This is a genomic window from Alteromonas sp. 4NH20-0056 (assembly GCF_057539655.1).
This window is the reverse complement of the sequence record NZ_BAAJLS010000003.1, coordinates 280,283-298,754: the sequence shown is the minus strand read 5'-3', so window position 1 is coordinate 298,754 and position 18,472 is coordinate 280,283. Positions and strand designations below refer to the sequence as shown.

The window sequence follows — 18,472 nt, the reverse complement described above, 5'->3', positions numbered from 1 at the left end:
TCTTTCCGCAGACTCACCTTCATTTCCCATTATGACTAATCCGGTGAACAGCCATTCACACTACTTATTTGGAGCTATCTAGATGAACCGATTCTCCACAGCATTTTGTCTATGATTCTGACATCGAACTGATACGTCGTATTGTGTTTTTCCTTAAGTTTGTTTAGGGAATTTGTTTGACTTTTCATCACTTCTTGGACTAACTCAACAAAAAGAAAATAATGATTATTGTCATCAGCTATTTGTTCAGTATTGGAGACTGGAGAAGGAGCAGTCAATTTGCCCAATTCACTGAGCTTCGGATCAAGTTTTTGCAAAACTAACAAGGTTCTCCAAACAAACTGATCATAGATAACAACATGCCTCGGATACCTACACCATAGAAGTTTAGATGAGGCGGACGTCCAACGCTGTGGGTGAACTTTGTACAGAGTTTCATATATCCTGCGATAGCCTCTTTTATAGTTATCGATACTGTATCTATTAGATAGGCTCATAAGCGAATCGGTAGCTGAATCAGCAAGCGCGTCTCGTATACCTTTGCTTTTGCCTTGAAAGAGTCCATATCGCCTCATGAAGTCCGCTGTAACTGATGGAGCCAGTGAGCGTTTGCTCAATGCAGAAAGAATTTCAAAGTCGCCAGAGCCCCTATTGTTCTTATGATTTAAACTTATTTCTCTTACAAGGCTTACATAATTTTCATGTAAGTAGTCCCTTAGAAGCTCAGTTGACCCTTTCATTTCGAGCGATATCCTATTAGTAGTCCCTACTTAACGAAAAATCTATTGAAGACGGTATCGTTCTATTAAGCGTAGAATATAAAAAACATCTTGAATTTAAGAAACCAAGTCATTCGGCAATTCTGAGCATAAAGTGATCAAGGTTGTTAATCTCAATATTATACACCTCAAACTCCTTACCATTATGCTGAACAGTCTTTAAATGGGGGTATGCACTGAGAAAAAAGCAGTCAACTTCTTCATCCGAATCAATAAATTCTCGCATTTTTTCCTCAAAATAGGTCTTTTTGTAATAGGCTGCGATGCTAGCTTTAGGGATGTAGGCACTTATTGAATGGCCTGAAACTCTGTCTTTAAAAATTACACTAAATGAAAATTTGTAGTCCTTTATTTGTTTGATGCGACCCCAGTAAATAAGTCCTTCGCGATCTTCGAAATAACGAATTTGTTTAAAGAAGAAATTATAGTTGCCTCTTAAATCGCCAATAATCAGTGGCATGGCTTTAAGAGCGTCTCGGTCATGCTTATTTGCCAAGAAACTCTCGACTATATGCTCGAAAATGCTGGTTTTGTTTGGACTCGATTTAGTGTCGCTATCGCTCTTTTTTTTCCTAGGCTTTGTTTTTTGCTCGATGTCAGCAGGATCGCCTGCACCCTCATCATTACGCTTTTTCTTACGGACGTATTTCTTCCTTTCTAAAAGGAACTCAGATGGATGGTCTGAGTACTTTATGCCTTCATCATGAGAGGTTTCAGGAGCTCGGTCGATGATGTCTTTTTCTGGAGAATCATAAGGACAAAACTCCCAATGTTTTGTGCTTTTTTTGTCTTTGAAATGCGGGGTCTTTTTATACTTTTTGTTTCGCGCATTAAAAGTTGTCAGGACGCACAAGTTGTCCATTTCATGACGGCACTTATGATCTGGGCATAAGAAAAGGTCTGATGAAAGCTCGTAATCACCGTCTTCGGAAAAGATTAGGTCTCTAAGCTCGTATATCGTCACGCAATCATCTAACGCTTCGCTGTAAGCCTTATCAAACTTCATGATCAAATCAACTTAACATCTTTAATCCGAAATAAATATAACATCCTATAACCAATTGTTTGACAGAATAAAAAGCTAAACTCTTGTTTTATTATCAATAAATTCACACTATTTTGTTTTTTTCTGCAGCCTCGACGCTTTACTAAACGTCAGAAAATAACTGGCTAAAATTAGCGAGAAACAAGCAGAAGAAAGCTCTGATATGAAATACAGTGTTACTTGGTCTTTTTATTGTCAGCCCGGAGGTCAATATGTGTTAGACACTTTTTTCGATGTTCCTTACTGCTTCAATCACCACATGTGTCGGAAATCGCAGGACTTCTTGTCCGTTCTCCAAAGATTTGACTGTGGGCTCTGATTGCTCTACGCAAATTTTCAAACACCAACCAAAAACAAGCTGCAAGTCAATATCTTTGAGGCCTTCCGATTCGCAATATTCGGTGGCTGTAACAAATTTCGTATTTGGTGAGACTTCTTCCAACGTATTAAGCTTTGAACTTATAGATTTAATAACTTCTTCATGCTTGGCAAAGCGTTCCTTAGTCTCTCTTTCTAACCTTTCTCGTTCTTCTATTTCAAGTACAAGAGTTTTGGCTATTTTCATAACATCTGATTCTTGATGTACAAGTGGAGGCGGAAATTTGCCATATTTCATTATAGAGGGCACCACTTCGTGATAGAGCCATCTCTGAAATTTCTTACCTGCTACGCTATCATCGTATGACAAAACCCTAAAGAGGCCTGGTTGGGTGACAAACATTTCTTTCTTATCTAAATGGGTAAGACGTTCGTTGTGAATATAAATGTATTCATCACTCTCAAGTTGTTTGAGGCGGCCTTTCAATACACCAATAATGGATTTTGATACATGAGACTTATCTATATCCCGATTTTCTTTATTCAACGCAGTCTGAACATCTATCAGCGAAATATAAAGAATATTACCCTGCATTACGGTTTTAATATCTGATGTGCCCTCAGTTCCTTCGTAGCATACATTAATTAAATTATTTTCCATTAAAACTTCCTTTTTGGCTGCTGCCTAACAGCTTATTACTGAGACATAATAGTAACACCCGTTTCTCCATGACAAACCATCTTCCGTGTTTTCACGGGAAAAGTAAAATGCTTGCTACTCGTACAGGCTGTATGAAAACTATTTTAGTGATAACTCATTGGTGATACTAGACGTCCGGTACAGCTATTCACTTTACTAAACACCGATTCATTTGCATACAAGCTGTAGATGAGAGCCTTTCTGCACATGTCCTCTTAATACAATAAGTATATCTGCCTCTAGCAAAACCATTTCATCAATCAGCTCCTCGTCTGTAAACGCTGAAAATCTTGGATCTCTCCTAACATCAACAAGAGGTTTTGATCTCGAAACGAAGCGTCTAAATGCTTCTGCACCGTCAATATCAGAGGTATAAGCGAGGTAGGTGTCGGCAACAATAGCTTTCACTTCATTAGCGAATGAACATTCCATGTCAAAAACTCATTCAAGAGAACAATTCGATTAAATCTAACTTACTTTCATCGAACAAGTAACTGGACTAGCGCACGGTTGTTCTATTTTTTGCGATGACTCTTCCGTCATTTTACATGCGCTAATTACCGCTACAGGCTTTCTGCATTCTATTGATGACTCTTTTCTCGCTAGCAATAAGCAGGAGACCATATTTGTCGATGACGTACATAAATCGTTCTATGTATTCACATCTGTAGGCATGATTCGGAGGTAACCACTCGTCTAAGCCTTTGGCACCTTTTTGTCGATTAAGCGATGCTTTGACCAGTAAGAGGTTTTCAGGATCATTTGCAAATGTCTGTCGTTTGTCGCGGGACCATTTATCGCCACCATGACCATGTGCAAACTTGAGCGGAACAATGTGGTCAAGGTCTAGTGCGGAAGAATCGGCAAATGTTTCACCTGAATACGGGTCATACCATTCACCGACGGCGACTTGGCAGCCTTTATCGGTTTTAAACTCGACAGGAATGTTAGATGTTGATATCAACATTTCGTGGCGCGTGTTCTGGCAGTCACTATCATCATCAATCCAATGCGGCCAATCGGCTCTATCGTAGTCAGAGGTGAAGGCTCTACCTTCGTTTTGCGCCTCTTTTTCAGCTTGTTGGTATGCCGATTTTGCTTTGGGTAATCGGCCACCGCTTTCAAGACAGGCTTCAATAGTACTAAAGGCTTCGAAGTTCTTGGTTCGATTGTAGGATGCACTCGATGAGTCATGACATATGCCCGATGTGCTTTTCTTGACTTGGGCGTATGCGTCATTAGGAAACGTGCATGCGAATATAAAAAAGCTCAGTAGAACGAGTATTGATGTATTTCGAATCATGATTGCCTTGTTCTTGTTTCTTTTACAATTACCCTATATTGCCAAGGTTATTGGTTATTATCACCTTTGAACGAGTTCCTTATTTTTCCGATATTGGTAATACCTGAACGAGACAAGCTGGTAGGATTGAAGAAACGTCCTTCTTTATATTTCACCAGTTTTGCCACTACAGGCGCGGCAATTAACAAAAACATCGTTGCTAGTGCTCTTGCTCCGCGTCGTGCTTCTGCATTTTTCCCGGGCGGCGAGAGTAACCACCATATCGCCAACATCGTCAGCGTACCCCAGAACACTTTCGTCACAAATACGACAGGAAACATTCCCCTTACGCCCGACTGCCATGTGTAATGTAGCACCCCAAATAAACATGCTAAGACCGCGATGCCCGACAATATAAAATACAGGTCAGTAGAGAAACCAAATACCATCCACAAAAAACCAATTGCAGCAGGCGAGGCAACCATACCAAAGCACAATGCCAAATCATCAAAGTTATAAAATACCGTTGTGTTTTGTCTAAATCCGCTTATGGTGCCCCAGATAACAACAACCAACATTACGATGATAATCGCATCATACTGTTTAGCACTTATGGGCTTTAATCCCGACTTATCTTTGATGACTTCTACTTTATCTTGTGCCGCTTCTGACAGCGTTTGTTGGTCTTGATTTGTTTGTGCAGAAACGCTTAAGGACAAACAACACAACATAAATACACAAAAAATTACGCTAGCTACTTTATGCTTCATAGCTGAATTTCCTTATTTTTAAGAACGGCCTTGATGTCATCGACTTTGAGGGTCGTCAGCGCCAACTCCGTGTTCATGTTTTCATTAATGATGCGATTTGATTGGTGAACAATGGCTCGTTCGAACAGATTTCTCGCAAGGCGACCGTTCGCGAAGTTCTTTTTCTTTCTGCTAATAGCGACGCTGTAGACTTTATTTAGAAACTGTCTCGCGCCTTCATCAAGAACATAGCCATTTTGTTTGCAGATAAGGTCAGAGATTGATACCAGTTCGCTGGCACTGTAGTCAGGAAAGTCGATATAACGGTTGAATCGCGACGCGAGCCCCGGGTTTACTTGAAGCATCGCATTCATTTCTTTTTGATAGCCAGCCATGATAACCACCAAGTCATCGCGGCGGTCTTCCATGAGTTTAAGCAACGTTGCTATGGCTTCCTCGCCGTATTGGTCTCGGTCATCTTTCACCAATGCATAGGCTTCATCGATAAATAGCACACCGCCCGTTGCTTCATCAACGATATCGGTGACTTTGATACCTGTTTGCCCGACAAATCCTGCTACCAGCCCTGAACGGTCTGTTTCTACCATATGGCCTTTAGATAACACGCCTAACGTGCCTAAGATACTGGCAATCTGACGGGCGATGGTTGTTTTGCCCGTGCCCGGATTCCCCGTCAAAACCATATGAAGGCTTATAGAGAGCTCAGGCAAATCATGCTCGCGTCTGATTTTTTGGACTTTAACGAGGTTGATAAGGCTTTTGATTTCCTTTTTAACCGAGCCCAAACCGATAAACGCTTCTAGCTCCTCCATAAGTGTTTCAAGTGCTTTATGGCTAGCTTTGACTCCTTCAACCTTGGCCCATTCTTCAGGGTTTTCCACATCACGCCTTGCGCAAGGACGATTATCTTTTAAATAGCCTTCATAACCCAATTTCCCCTGTTCATCATAAACTTTACCCTTTCCATGCAGTTTATTATCTACCCATGTTCCTTCACTGAACTTGATTCCGTTTGGGAAGTAAGCAATCCCTTCTCCTTCAAAGTCACCCTCTGCAAATTCACCTACATAAAGTAAGTGCCCTTCTTCTGCGAACAAAACGCCCTTACCGTGAAACTGTTGCGTGACTGGATGCACCGTGCCGACGTACTCGATGTTGCCATTATCGTAAAAAAACTGAACGCGTTCTAAGTCACTCATACTGCGCTACTCGACTCCTAACAGCTCGCTTAGGCATTGGTCTAACTCATCTAACCCCTGCCTCACCTCTTGCTGGTTCTGTTCTTCGTCGTTGTTAAGCTTAATCACCTTTTTGATGATTATTATGCTCTTATAAGCATGTGCGTGAACGTCGAGATTATACTGAGAGGCTACTGTTTCCATCTCGCTGCAAATGTCGTTTAACGCACGGTGTGCCTTTCGTCTTCCGCTGGCATACTGCGCGATAATGTCATCGCCATCATCGACGGTAATTTCACAGACAAGTGAGATACTATCGGGAGAGTCGTAAGTGCGTTCTGCATCTGATATGGCAAATGAAAATGCCGCTTTGAAATACCGTGTCGTTTTTGCTTTTGACACGATTTTAAATCGTGTCGTATCCCCATCTCGCTTGATTTTGCACTCATCCAGTGTAGGAATAATTATGAAATCTAATGGTTGCTGGACTAACTCTTCAAATAGCACACTAAAATATTCAGAAATGGCAACCTTTCGCTCCTCGTCAGTACCTGTTCGTGAACTAGAATATGACGTGTCGTCATCATCTACTGAAGTTAACTGAAGCCCTTGCGCGATGCGTTTAACTTTCTGCATCTCAGCATCATCGAAATCTCCATCCCCATTCTCATCAACAACATCAGCTAGCAACCGTAAAAAGACTTTAGGCTGCTTTTTCTCAGCTTCAGCGCGTTTAAGAAGGCGGATGAATTCGGCAAGATGGGGATCCTCCTCGTGGCTGTCCCAATCTAGTAAATCAAACAGTAAGAAATCTAAGCTCTCTGTGCGATAGATAAAGGAAAACAGCGGCTCGTAAGCTATCTGAAAGCACGTAAATCCAAATAAAAGTAACTGATCGTGCTCATCGTTGTCTAAGTCTAGCTTTTCGTCAGAGGTTTCCAGACTGTGCGAAATACTCATTAAGGAGAGCACATTAATCAATCGTTTAATGCTTCTTGGGTTCGTGCCAATACTGGTCGTGAGCAGGTTCGCACATGTCGTTAGCCCTTCATCTGACATGCCATTGCCGTAGTTCGATCGCTCTAAGAGGCGAGTGAGGTACGTTTTAATGTGTGCACCGTATGTCACAGTAGGCATTTGAAAGGGCAACTGGATGATCTTATCGAAAAAACTGCGCCCTTCGGCGTCGACTTCATCGGTGCCAAATTTGGCACTCACGCCTTTTTTCACCACACTGATATCAAGTGCCAGCACGAATACGCACTTGGGGATATCGACAAAGAGTTTAAGTGTTTCAAGCAGTTCAATGGCACTTTCAGGCCGAATGCGATCTAAATCATCAATAAAGATAACGATGCGGTTAAGCCCTTCATCTTCACAGATTTTTTCGACATACATTGTCAAATCACGTTTAAGGTTAGAGAGTGCATCCGACAATGCCAAGGTATTCGTATTTCCTCCGCCCCCCTGTTTTCTTGCTTCGTCGTAAACCTCTGTCGCAATACCACCTGTTGCGGCATAGGCAACACCTCGTCCTGCTGCGAAAAGAAAAGGTTTAAGAGTGTTTAATGAACCTTGCACTTTCTTCAGCATATCAGAGCTTTTTTCATCCAATCGCTGTTTAAGCTGTCGCGTTAAACTTTCCAAGAAGATGAGTGGCAACAACGAACTATTCGATGAAAACTGCGAATACTGCCATGTGTTGAACCAAAATGATCCAACCTTTACCGCTTCTTCATTGGCCAGTGTCGACTCAATCAAGCGCATCATGCTTGTTTTGCCTGTACCCCAATCCCCCTGAATAGCGATAGTCATGGGCGTACCGCACTGCACGATGAACTGGCTAAGTGCTAATGCATACCGAGTGAGTCCCAACATTTCATCTTTAAAATCACTGCCTTCACCTAGCGGAATATCTTGTACAGCGTGGGGAATAGTGTGCATGAGCGTCGTCCTCTGATAAGCGTAAAACATAACGTTCGAGCGCAATGCTTGCGCTGAACATGTCACACACCAATCTAGCACAGAATATCTGAAAATCAGATATCTAATATTCAGATATAGAGTGCTTGTCCGCCAACAAATGAGATGCGGATATGTCAAAGACACTCTATACACGTGAACACGATATTTTTTTAAAACTTATTAAATCAATGAGAGCAGAGTCAGGGCTAACACAAGCTCAATGTTCAGCGGCGCTTGGCCGCCCTCAATCTTTTATGAGCGATGTCGAACGCGGCGTAAGAAGGCTGGACATTATACAGTTAAGAGAGCTGTGTCATGTCCTTGATACGACGTTAATCGAGTTAGTAACAAGACTTGAAAACACGATAGAGTCGTATAAATGCAAATAGAGGATTGTTATCTTTCAGTCAATACGCTTTACATCACATAGCTCTGGCAGGCTCGATACAACGTCAAGAATGTTAAGATCCTCTTCTTCTCCGTCTCGATAGAAGTGGGTGGTTGTATCCTTTTTGAGGATGAGTAGATTGTCACTAGGACGCGATAACGCCGTATATATGAGTCGGTGATACTCAAGTCGGTTTTCTCTTTTGGTGTTTGAAAACCGTGGATCGATTACGATACACGTATCGCACTCTATGCCCTTGGCTTTATGCATAGTAATGACGTTTTCGGCATTAACAACACCATCAAGGTCTTGTTGCAGAGTCTCAACTTGGTTGTTTGTTCTAGCAAGGACTTTGATATCAGAGCTAGATATTTCTTTGATATAGGCAATCAGTTCTGATTTTGCGTGCGCCAACTCTTTCGCTACTAACATCTTGGGACGTGTGCCTTCGCACGGATTGAGTGACGTTAGTACGTTACTATTGCCACCCGTAAACCCCCTAACGAAGTTAGTAAGACGCAATATTGAAAGATTAGCCCTGCGCTGCCTACTTAATCTGAATATTTTTGGTTCGTGCTTGGTTAAAATGCGATCTATCAGCTCAGGCTTACTACCTCGAAATGCATAGATTGATTGGGAGGTATCACCCACCATGAACACTCTAATACCAGCTCTGATCAATTTTTCGATAATACGCAGTTGAACGCGATTACAGTCCTGCATTTCATCCAGCAATAGGTGGGAAACACAATTTGCTACTTTCCTTGCGAAAGCTTCACCTTTTAGCTGTTTTTCTAATAACACGAGTACATCATCAAAGTCCCATTTACTAGAGCCTTTATGAGCTTGATAGGTTTGTATAGCATTGAGAATGTCCTCTTTTTGCTTTTCAAACCCTAGCTCTGCGATAGCCCACTCGTGAGACTTTATGTCCTTACACGCAAACGATAAGACATTATCAACCTTCTCTGATAGCTCTTTTACTAGACCAAGTTCTTCAACCAGATATTCCGAACGCTTGTTGCCGTAATCCTCTAAGTCGAGAAAAGTAGTCTTCTCAACGCTCTGCTTATCAAGATTGAGCATTTGCCCACACCAAGACGTGAATGTCGCCAAGGTAGGTAAGCCATGCTTTTGGAATACTTTACTTTGAAAACATCTTCCTTCTAGCTCATCAACAGCAGCGTTGGTAAAGGCGATGCTATATACGTTCTTAGGCTCAACTTTCCGCTCACCAATAAGCCATTCAGTATGTTCAAGCAATAGCCTCGTCTTTCCCGTACCGGCTCCGCCATACACAATCGTTAGTGGATGTTTGCTGACTCCTGCATTACGCCAACTTCGGTAGTCTTTTTCATGGTCAACCGTTGTAGGCACTGGCGTGTCATAGTTAAACAGTATGTTCGTGTCGCAGTCACGCCACCATTTAAAATAGGCTTCATACTGGTCTTTTTTTAATGCTTTTATTCGATGTAAACAAACAGTCTCAACCAACCTTGTTATTAATCGCTTACACTCTTTCTCATACCAGACTTCATCTAGCTTAATGGAGTACTTGCGCTGTTTAACTTTGGCTGTTCTAAATGCCTTCCATATCGAAGCAGGCTTGCCTTCTGACCAACCTACACTCTTATCAAATAACGCCTGCTTGAGCTTTTTCGTTGGTATGAGGGGCAATAGTTCCGGATTTAAAAAGTGAATATCCGAGAAGTCGAGCTGCACGTTATGCATTTCGTTCTTAAGGGTCTGAACTCCTATTGGTAGGGTTTTAATTAACTCTTTGAGTTTTAATAAGGGACGGTAAAGTTTTTTATTTGACGCTTTGTCGAGATAGCGTGGATATCTAAACCAGTGGCGACGCTCCACCCGTGCCGTTACAGTATGCTTATCTAGCTCACTCTGCCTGCGTTTTGCATACCACCCTTGTTTAAGCGCATGTAGCTTGAGTTCTTTCAGCAGCTTGTCGTACACAATATGATGATTGTTTTGAATTCTTCGTCCGATGTAAGTGGTCTGAGCTAGGACATCATCATCTTGTGGCCAACATTCGCCAGCTCTGACTTTCTTATTAAGATAATGGTTTATAAACAGAAATAGCTGTGACATTCCCGGCAGATTAAAACCAATGTCTATGCGTTCGACAAATGCATTATTCATTAGCGTATCAAACGCGCCTTTTCCAATGGACTTTGTGGCTACTGCACGAAGATGACTGAACATGATTTGTAATTCAAACGTGCTGAAGTGGGTAGGCTTAATGTCAATCTTTACCCAACGCTCACCATTACCTTTCGTGCCATCCGCAACATACAACTGAATCTTTTTATAAAGATTACCAAACAGGGAAAGAGAGAAGCGGTGGGTGTAATAAATGGTATCGCTCGTTTTACTGTAACCTGAATTTACCTTGCCTACATCGCTTTCTGGCTTGACTGTTAGGATTCGCGCTAACGCTTTGACACTAAAATGTTCAAGAGCGTTATGTGAGAGGATCGAGTCAACCAATTTATTTTCGTTGCAGTTCCACAACAACACAAATGCATCGACATCTAACTGCAAATATTTATCTGGTGATTTTAAGTACTTCTTCAGCAACGCCGATTGTTGCGCACAAATATCTTTGTTTTGTACAACATTCAGAATTTTTTCAACATCGTCAACGTAATCGAAAGTTTTTACGTTGATCAGTGCGCGGATTTCGGCATTGTATTTCGTCAGTTGTTTTAACGATGTGTGAGGTTCAAATTTCTGAGTCCAGTGAACATCTTCAAAGTGGTGATCTGGTGGAATGGCGTTAAACGATGTCATGGATTAGCTTCAGAATACGTTAGAATTGAATATGTGAAATAGTGATAGTGTCATACCTTCTAGTACATAGTCTAAGGGCATGTTTCTTGTTTTTCGCATATGCGAAAAAAGGTGTTTTCTGCTACTACTACGGCTGAAAGTCAAACTCACCAGCCTCTTTATCACCGTTATCTGCCAGCTTAGAGCCTATAACTCTGCTCCTCTTAACCCATTCATTTAGCAAGCTATCCAACTCTCCAATGGCAACAATTACTTCAGTTGATCTCTCATCATTAAACTTTTCATTTTCGAAAAATGAAATTTTCTGTACCAAATCATATTCATTGATCTCGCTAGGTAACATAAATTCAGGGTCAAAAACTTCTTCGTCAATACTAAAGTTTGTGTGTAATGTTTGGTTTGAACCGTCAAAATCTTCCTCGTCATATTTAATGTCTTCATCGTAATCAAAATTATTGCCACTAAACATGCCGTCCAAATCGTTTTCAAAAAATGCAATTGCAATGCTTAGTGCAAGTTGAATGGCGTTGCCATGAGATATTTCACCAGCACCAGAGAGCTCTTTCAGCTTTGCCAACTGCTCATCGAATGCTGTGTAATGAGAGTCATCAAGATATTTTTTCTTTTGACGGTTTAAATAGCCAGTACAACGTTGCTGTAGCCTATTCTCTAGCCGTAGGAAATCCTGCTCAATGCGAACGATCCGTTCTGTTTTAGATTTCTCTGGCACTAACAACAATTCTTTCAGAGCATTTTGAAATCCACTCGGATAAGCAACAAGTGACTTGGGTCTGGCGGTTAGCCATTTAGCAAGCGCCTCCCAATCTTTTATTGTTCGTTTTCCCATTTTATAAGCAGCACAAAATATTCATCATAATGAGAATTAATGGTTATTGATTCATTTTTGTCAAATTCTGTTAATTGTTTAAATATTTACACAGAAATAAATATCTAAACAATACAAAGGGTTACGGTTTTTATTTTCTTTTTTGCAGAAATCAAAGCGAACTTCCTAATTTCCCGGAGACCACTGTCAAATCCGCATTTAGGAGAAACAAAATGCAAAAAAAAACAAACCGAAACACGCCAAATCCAAATTCCCGACGCAGAGGTAAAGACGGTAAGCGCAACGATGAATATAAAAATCGCAGATCTCCGTCCGCTCGAGAGAAGAGTAAAAACGAGCCTGACACCGAGGAAGAAATATCACCTGCAAATAGAGCAAGAAATTCATTAGCGCGCATTCGGAATAGCGGTATCGCGTTAAGGGATTCAATCTATGAATTTCTTGATGACGGCCTGCATGAAGCTTTGAATTTTGACCCAGGAATCAAAGGTTGTCGGCAATGCTTTAAAGAGCGTTTACCTGCTGAGCAGCACTCTTCAGCATATCGATATTTGCAAGTTGCCTATGTCGAAATAGAGCTTAAGCTACCTCAAGGAAAGTGGCCTATGACAGTGGTTTTAAAATTCTATGCTTACGAAGAATGCTATTGGAAAACTATTGTCGACGCTCTTGGTGGCAAACCGAAGTCAGCAAAGCTGTTCAAGACAAAGTGTGACGATTTGGAAATAGATGGAAAAATTATTCCCAAAAAAACAAAGACTGAGAGCAGCTCAGATGATGCGCTTGGGAAGGTTAAAAAGCTACTGCCAGCCATCGAGCCTAATTTATTGGAGGATTTAATTCATGATATTCAAGAGATCATGGACATGGTAACAACGCCAGAAAATTAATTTTCCCGTACACAATCTAACGTTTTAAAACAGTGGTCAAGGGCAGCAAACGCTGCCCTCTCTTTAACCGCAAACCCCGCGAAAAACAGCCCTACAGGTCCTTAACTAAGCCTGATAGCGTGGTGTTATGACATCAACAACACCATGCTTTCTATGACAATAAACACCCCCTATTCACTGTATTTGAGCAGATTATCGCCTAGCGGCAGACGTGCTGTACGCTCTCAGCTTGAGAGTATCGCAAGCCTTTTAGACTGGTCTGCTACTGAAGCAGTAAACAATTTCACACAGATTGACTATCCCCAAGCAATGCACTTGCTTGCACTAATGCAACAACGTGGCTGGTCGGCGCGTTATATCAATCGCGGCATGACTGCGATAAAAGGCATTGTGAAGATTGCTGTGCTTGCAGGCGAAGCGTCTGAAAAACAGTCTTTGCAGCTACAAGCTTTGCCACGTCTGCGCCACGGTGAACATCCCGGTAAGCCACTATCTACAGAACAGGTCGAGTTCCTGTTCGCCAACTTTGAACACGATGGCTCTTTAATTGGCCGGCGTGACCACCTTGTATTCGCCCTCTTTCTGGGCTTGGGTTTACGCCTATCTGAAGTGATAGCACTTCGTGTTGAAGATATTGATTTTAGTGCTTCATCAGTCACTGTCCAGCAAGGCAAAGGCAACAAAACGCGCACCTGTTACCTGCCTAAATGGGTAAAACAGTGTATCAAGCAGTGGTTAAAGTACATTGATGATGATTCGTGTTGGCTGGTCTGCAAGGTATCAAAATCCGGTACGATTAACAGCCGTCAATCGCTGGCCTCTGCTGGCCTGTATAAAATCGTCAAAACACGGTTAGCGCAATGCGGTATTGATGCTTCGCCCCATGACTTACGCCGCACCTACATTACCCGTCTGCTTGACCAAGGTGTAGATATAAACACAGTGCGCCAAATGGCAGGTCATGCCGATATCTCCACGACCGCCATTTATGACAAACGCGACCACAAGACGATGAAACGGGCAGCGAATGCCTTGTCATACGGAGGTGCATGATGAAACGTCGTGACCTCATACTGGGCAATCCTATTCATGGTATTGCGATCAACATTGCTATCGACATTCTCAACTACGTGTATGACGACGAAGAGGTTATCTCAGCAACTATGATTGAAAACGTGCTCGATAAGCGTTTAGGCATTGATGATATAGGCATTGGCGATGCCAAAGCACTGCTAGAAGAACACCGTGTATTCGGCAAAGGCGTCAAGCGAATAACCACAAACTGTATGTCGTTTTGCGACCTGTTCAACATTGATGAACAGTTTGGCTATGTGCTCAGCTTCATTCTGGCGATGAATACGCATATGGGGTTTCGTGACTTCTTTTTTAAAGCGGAGTTCATGGATGCACGGTGGGATATCGATGCGACTTTCGCTGATTTGGCGGGTCTTTCCGTCAATGATTTGCAAGAGGCAATGCAGCGGTTACATCGTCTGCACTTGCTGGACACGTATCATCTAAATGGCATAACAGGTGAAGAGCTACCGCCAGCCCTTCAAGATGCTTTACTTCATAACACGCTCACCAGCAAAGCCGACTTGGTAGAGCGGATGGTCACGCTGTCTGAGCCCGCAGAATTTACGCTTGACCAGTTTAGTTATGTGGAGACCGATATTGTCGCTGACTACCTAAGCTATGCCAGTGAACAGCACTGTACTGGCATTAATATCTTACTGCATGGGCCATCGGGCAGTGGCAAAACACAGCTTGCCAAAGCTCTTGCCGAATACGCCTGCCTTGATGCCTATGATATTCGCAGTCGCAACCAGCAAAGCTCTGGATTGGTGGCAGAGTTAGACAGCGCCCATGCCAGCAAAACTCGTTTGCAACACCTTGCGATGGTCAGCGAACTGTTAAACCCCGATGATAACGTAGTGCTGTTAATCGATGAGTGCGAAAGCCTGTTTCATCAATCTGATGACAAATACAGCAAAGACACGCTGCATCGATTGCTTGAGCATAATGCATTACCTGTTATTTGGACCACCAACCATGTGCACTGCTTGGAGCCGAGTTTTATTCGGCGCTTTAAGGTGGTGCTTGATGTACAGCCGCCTGAAGGCGATACCTTGCTCACCATCGCTAAACCGCATTTAAAAGGTTTACGGTTAAGCAAACCGTTTAAACAATCGTTAGTGCAGCTTGATAACATCACACCTGCGCACATTGCCAATGCCGGGCATGTGGCAAAAGTGATTAAGCACACGAGCAAGCAGGCAGAAAACACGGTGACACAGGTTATCGAAAGCAGCTTAGATGCGGCAGGTTTACTTGAACGTACAATGCGTTATCGCGGTGATATGGACTTTGATATGCGCCTGCTTAACATCAAACAATCTACCGCCGAACTTGCCACTATCACTGATGCGGTGAAAAACAATGCATCGGTGCGGGTACTGCTCACAGGTCCAGCAGGCACGGGCAAAACGGCGTTTGCACATCATCTAGCTAACATACACCAACGAAAACTGAAGCGAATTACAGGCTCGGATGTCTTGAGCAAATATGTGGGTGAAAGCGAACAGCATGTGGCCGCACTGTTTCGTGAAGCGCACCGTGTCGGTGACATGTTACTACTCGATGAAGTCGATAGCCTGTTAAGTTCACGCGACTTTGCACAAGCCACTCATGAAGTACAACTCGTCAACGAACTGCTGGCGCAAATGGAGTGTTTCACCCACCCCCTGTTTGCTGCCACCAACTATGAAAAACGACTAGACAAAGCGGTGCTTCGACGCTTCGATTTTAAGCTTGAATGTGACTATCTAAACGCGCATCAAGTTATCACGCTATATCAAAACGTGCTGGCACTTACCCATGTACCTGCGGCAGATAAAGCAAGACTTACTGCACTGTCACAATTAACCCCAGGCGATTTTGCGCTATTGCAACGCCGCAAACGCTTTACGCCATTATCCGCGCTTCGCAAGCAAGCTTTCACGCTGCTAGAAGCGGAAAACAAACGAAAACGCTCTTCTAACCCCATTGGCTTTATCGCCAAGTAAATCGAAACATCTACACCAACCTAAGAGGTAATTACCATGACAACATCCGTATTGAGTTCACTCAAGGTCACTGCACGCCCTGAAATCAAGAAGCAACCGCCGATTTTAAACAAGCGCATAAAGCTAATTGACCGACTTGAACAACAAAAAGAGCTGGCGATTTGCATGCTCGAAAACAAACCCTTCGTCGCGTACAAAGAGAAAATGGTTAAGGACCCCGAAACGGGAGAGCGCACTAAACAACGCAGACAAGTGACCGTCAGACCGTGGTATTACGATACCGAAGGCCATTACTTTTTGGAGGTCAAAATTGGTATCAAGCCCATTGAACTGCAAAAAGGCAAACCTGCGATTGATGTCGGTGATAAGGCCAAACTGCCTGACACCATCAACACCTTAATTAGCGCGGTGGAAAAAGGCGAGTTCGACACATTCTTGTTGCCACCCACCAAACCTGAAACGCAGACCAAAACCACTGCCAACACCAAAACGGCGAAGCGTTAAGTCGGCAACTCATCATAGGCACTTTCAAGGTCGTACTCTGGAGAAATTGTTGGATAATCGGGAATGGGTGGATGGAGTACACGATCAGACTCATGACCGCGGATATGCGTTAGCACAAAGTCCTGCCAACACAGTATAAAGGTGGTCAACCGTAACCCACGCCGATTGATAAGGTGGTGGGTCTCGCCGTTGTTTTCCAACTTTATGTTATCGGCATACCCCCAGAGTTCAGCCTTGCCGTTGATGAGTTCGTAGCCTGCCAACTGGGTAAAGTAAAACTGCTCACCAAACCGTGAAAAGTGCGCACAGTAGGCTTCTCGGCAATGGGGATAGGCAGTCACGGAGTAGTGTTTGAGACACAAAGGTTGGCCTTTACGCCGCTGTGTGGATACCTGAAGCTCGGCCAATATATAGCGCACAAACTCAGGCTGCAATGGAATGTGTTGTGGAAACTTAACGGTTGCCATGATGTTTACCTGTTGTGGACTGGTTAACGTGGATTTTAATTGGCCTTTTAACTGACGGTGCCTACGGCAATAGCAGGCTTTAAGGTGTGTGCAAGGTGGTCGGTTGCTGGACAGCTAATCCACCATGGCAGGGTTAACGCAATGCCATGGTCATGACATTGCCTACCCACTTCAGAAGGAGGACAAAACAACGCGCTAATACCATCAATGCCTAGCAGCCATTTAACATGCTGTTGCCATGCCACCACGCGGTGCTCGGTATTGGCCTTTTCTGTACCGCCAAGCGAGGCCAACTTAGAAAGCTTAGGCAGCTTCACGCAGCCCAGCACATGTTGAAGTTGCCATTCACGGCGAACAACCGTGCCAGAGCACGCGAGGCGGCAAAACCAATCACGTTCATACACCGGCACACATTCCATGTAGCAGCAATAAAAACTGCGAAATCGGCGTGAGTGTTCGGGAAAGAGCAACAAACCCAATGCTGAGCACTGCCTATCTTGTTCGCGCCACTGTGCATCAAGAAAGCGACTGACGTCACAATCGAGCTGAAAGGGTAAATTCTGCTGACAGAGCGACATAACACGCGTTCTCATCGTTGAACTACTCATATCAGTAAATTATGAAAAACCGTCTCACAGACGCGCTCGGCAGCTCTCAGCACATTATTTGCTTCATCACTACGATTTAAGAGATTAAGACTATGCATATTCACTATGAGGGGCTTGCTTTGCCCGTCTCAAAGCAACTAGCAGATGCACTTGCCGACTTACTGACTAACCAAAGTGTCACAGGTGATAGCGTTACCATTAACTTTCGTGACCCCGGTTATTCGGCTGAAAGCGGCGGTTTTCATCCTGTTGAAATCAGGCTGGAGAAGCGAGAACAGCATTGGCACTTTTGCTACATCACCGACTTTACGTATGTAGGCAACGGTCCTTATGCCGAGCTTGCTAAAGACCTCGACTTTGATTTTGATGCCGGTGTTTTTCAAAACCTATTTGGTGTATTTCCTATTGAACAGGCAACCGATGTGTATCAGATATGGGAAGGTAACTTTTTACATTATTGGCTTGAGTTGGAGGCTTTCACGGTAAGTATTTCAGAGTAACGTCACTGCAAATTTAAAAACTGTAAACACATGGGGAAAGCAGACAAACCAAAGGAGGTAACTATGTCGAGACGCTTTTCCAATCACAACTTCACCAGCAAGAATGCCGCTTATGTCGTATTTATCGGTAGACAGCCGGGGGTCTATAAAACGTGGAAAGAAACACAAGCCCAAGTGAATGGCTATTCTGGAAGCCGCCAACAAGGTTTCACGTCACTTCCAGAGGCAAAGCGCGCCTACAGACGCTTTCTCAAAGAAGGAACGATAGTCGCTAGATCAAAACGCAAACCTAAGCGAGAAAAACCGCTAAAGCCAAATGTTATTGACGACGACCTTCCGCCTTGGGATATCGATTAGC

19 protein-coding genes are annotated in these 18,472 nt (G+C 43.2%); 7 read left to right on the top strand and 12 right to left on the bottom strand.

All coding sequences use genetic code 11. The features are described 5' to 3' along the window. Window positions 1-74: 74 nt before the first annotated feature. The 8 genes from AC27EZ_RS07470 to AC27EZ_RS07435 all read right to left on the bottom strand — a co-directional run bounded on the left by AC27EZ_RS07470 (window position 75) and on the right by AC27EZ_RS07435 (window position 8,016). Window positions 75-740, bottom strand: coding sequence for a hypothetical protein (locus AC27EZ_RS07470; protein WP_487134737.1), 666 nt, complete (start codon window positions 738-740; stop codon window positions 75-77). A gap of 109 nt (window positions 741-849) precedes the next feature. Further along, entirely contained in the window at window positions 850-1,785 is a 936-nt protein-coding gene (locus tag AC27EZ_RS07465; RefSeq protein WP_487134736.1) for a hypothetical protein, read from the bottom strand. 256 nt (window positions 1,786-2,041) lie between these two features. Beyond that, window positions 2,042-2,803, bottom strand: coding sequence for a BRO family protein (locus AC27EZ_RS07460; protein ID WP_487134735.1), 762 nt, complete (start codon window positions 2,801-2,803; stop codon window positions 2,042-2,044). Window positions 2,804-3,010: 207 nt separating this feature from the next. Continuing rightward, the gene (locus tag AC27EZ_RS07455; protein WP_487134734.1) at window positions 3,011-3,274 is read right to left on the bottom strand and encodes a hypothetical protein; all 264 of its coding nucleotides are present in this window, start codon (window positions 3,272-3,274) and stop codon (window positions 3,011-3,013) included. Between the two features lie 121 nt (window positions 3,275-3,395). Then, window positions 3,396-4,145 carry an HNH endonuclease family protein gene (locus AC27EZ_RS07450; protein ID WP_487134733.1) on the bottom strand — a complete coding sequence of 250 codons (750 nt, stop codon included), beginning with the start codon at window positions 4,143-4,145 and terminating at the stop codon, window positions 3,396-3,398. A 47-nt stretch (window positions 4,146-4,192) separates the two neighbouring features. Further along, window positions 4,193-4,894 carry a hypothetical protein gene (locus tag AC27EZ_RS07445; RefSeq protein WP_487134732.1) on the bottom strand — a complete coding sequence of 234 codons (702 nt, stop codon included), beginning with the start codon at window positions 4,892-4,894 and terminating at the stop codon, window positions 4,193-4,195. After that, window positions 4,891-6,093, bottom strand: coding sequence for an AAA family ATPase (locus tag AC27EZ_RS07440; RefSeq protein ID WP_487134731.1), 1,203 nt, complete (start codon window positions 6,091-6,093; stop codon window positions 4,891-4,893). The genes AC27EZ_RS07445 and AC27EZ_RS07440 overlap by 4 nt, the downstream gene beginning before the upstream one ends. A gap of 6 nt (window positions 6,094-6,099) precedes the next feature. Next, window positions 6,100-8,016, bottom strand: coding sequence for a KAP family P-loop NTPase fold protein (locus AC27EZ_RS07435; protein ID WP_487134730.1), 1,917 nt, complete (start codon window positions 8,014-8,016; stop codon window positions 6,100-6,102). Window positions 8,017-8,168: 152 nt separating this feature from the next. On the opposite strand from AC27EZ_RS07435, the gene AC27EZ_RS07430 reads away from it, so the two are divergent. Beyond that, complete coding sequence (locus AC27EZ_RS07430) at window positions 8,169-8,426, top strand: helix-turn-helix domain-containing protein (RefSeq protein WP_487134729.1); 258 nt, start codon at window positions 8,169-8,171, stop codon at window positions 8,424-8,426. 14 nt (window positions 8,427-8,440) lie between these two features. Here AC27EZ_RS07430 and AC27EZ_RS07425 read toward each other — a convergent pair whose 3' ends face one another. Together AC27EZ_RS07425 and AC27EZ_RS07420 are read right to left on the bottom strand one after the other, a co-directional pair. Next, complete coding sequence (locus tag AC27EZ_RS07425; RefSeq protein WP_487134728.1) at window positions 8,441-11,233, bottom strand: UvrD-helicase domain-containing protein; 2,793 nt, start codon at window positions 11,231-11,233, stop codon at window positions 8,441-8,443. A gap of 127 nt (window positions 11,234-11,360) precedes the next feature. After that, the gene (locus AC27EZ_RS07420; protein WP_487134727.1) at window positions 11,361-12,080 is read right to left on the bottom strand and encodes a hypothetical protein; all 720 of its coding nucleotides are present in this window, start codon (window positions 12,078-12,080) and stop codon (window positions 11,361-11,363) included. Window positions 12,081-12,292: 212 nt separating this feature from the next. On the opposite strand from AC27EZ_RS07420, the gene AC27EZ_RS07415 reads away from it, so the two are divergent. The 4 genes from AC27EZ_RS07415 to AC27EZ_RS07400 all read left to right on the top strand — a co-directional run bounded on the left by AC27EZ_RS07415 (window position 12,293) and on the right by AC27EZ_RS07400 (window position 16,539). Then, complete coding sequence (locus AC27EZ_RS07415) at window positions 12,293-12,970, top strand: hypothetical protein (protein ID WP_487134726.1); 678 nt, start codon at window positions 12,293-12,295, stop codon at window positions 12,968-12,970. A 153-nt stretch (window positions 12,971-13,123) separates the two neighbouring features. Next, window positions 13,124-14,023, top strand: a complete 900-nt coding sequence (locus AC27EZ_RS07410; protein ID WP_487134725.1) for a tyrosine-type recombinase/integrase — start codon at window positions 13,124-13,126, stop codon at window positions 14,021-14,023. Next, complete coding sequence (locus AC27EZ_RS07405) at window positions 14,020-16,035, top strand: AAA family ATPase (RefSeq protein ID WP_487134724.1); 2,016 nt, start codon at window positions 14,020-14,022, stop codon at window positions 16,033-16,035. Before AC27EZ_RS07410 ends, AC27EZ_RS07405 begins: the two co-directional genes overlap by 4 nt. 36 nt (window positions 16,036-16,071) lie before the next feature. Next, window positions 16,072-16,539: a DUF6641 family protein gene (locus AC27EZ_RS07400; RefSeq protein ID WP_487134723.1), complete on the top strand. Its 468-nt coding sequence runs from the start codon at window positions 16,072-16,074 to the stop codon at window positions 16,537-16,539. Here the strand turns inward: AC27EZ_RS07400 and AC27EZ_RS07395 are convergent. Together AC27EZ_RS07395 and AC27EZ_RS07390 are read right to left on the bottom strand one after the other, a co-directional pair. Beyond that, the gene (locus AC27EZ_RS07395; protein WP_487134722.1) at window positions 16,536-17,006 is read right to left on the bottom strand and encodes a hypothetical protein; all 471 of its coding nucleotides are present in this window, start codon (window positions 17,004-17,006) and stop codon (window positions 16,536-16,538) included. The genes AC27EZ_RS07400 and AC27EZ_RS07395 overlap by 4 nt on opposite strands. A 47-nt stretch (window positions 17,007-17,053) precedes the next feature. Beyond that, window positions 17,054-17,599, bottom strand: coding sequence for a hypothetical protein (locus AC27EZ_RS07390; protein ID WP_487134721.1), 546 nt, complete (start codon window positions 17,597-17,599; stop codon window positions 17,054-17,056). A gap of 107 nt (window positions 17,600-17,706) precedes the next feature. Here AC27EZ_RS07390 and AC27EZ_RS07385 point away from each other — a divergent pair, with 107 nt between their 5' ends. Beyond that, window positions 17,707-18,114 carry a DUF2787 family protein gene (locus AC27EZ_RS07385; RefSeq protein WP_487134720.1) on the top strand — a complete coding sequence of 136 codons (408 nt, stop codon included), beginning with the start codon at window positions 17,707-17,709 and terminating at the stop codon, window positions 18,112-18,114. Between the two features lie 63 nt (window positions 18,115-18,177). Next, entirely contained in the window at window positions 18,178-18,471 is a 294-nt protein-coding gene (locus tag AC27EZ_RS07380) for an RNase H1/viroplasmin domain-containing protein (protein ID WP_487134719.1), read from the top strand. Window position 18,472 lies beyond the last annotated feature (1 nt).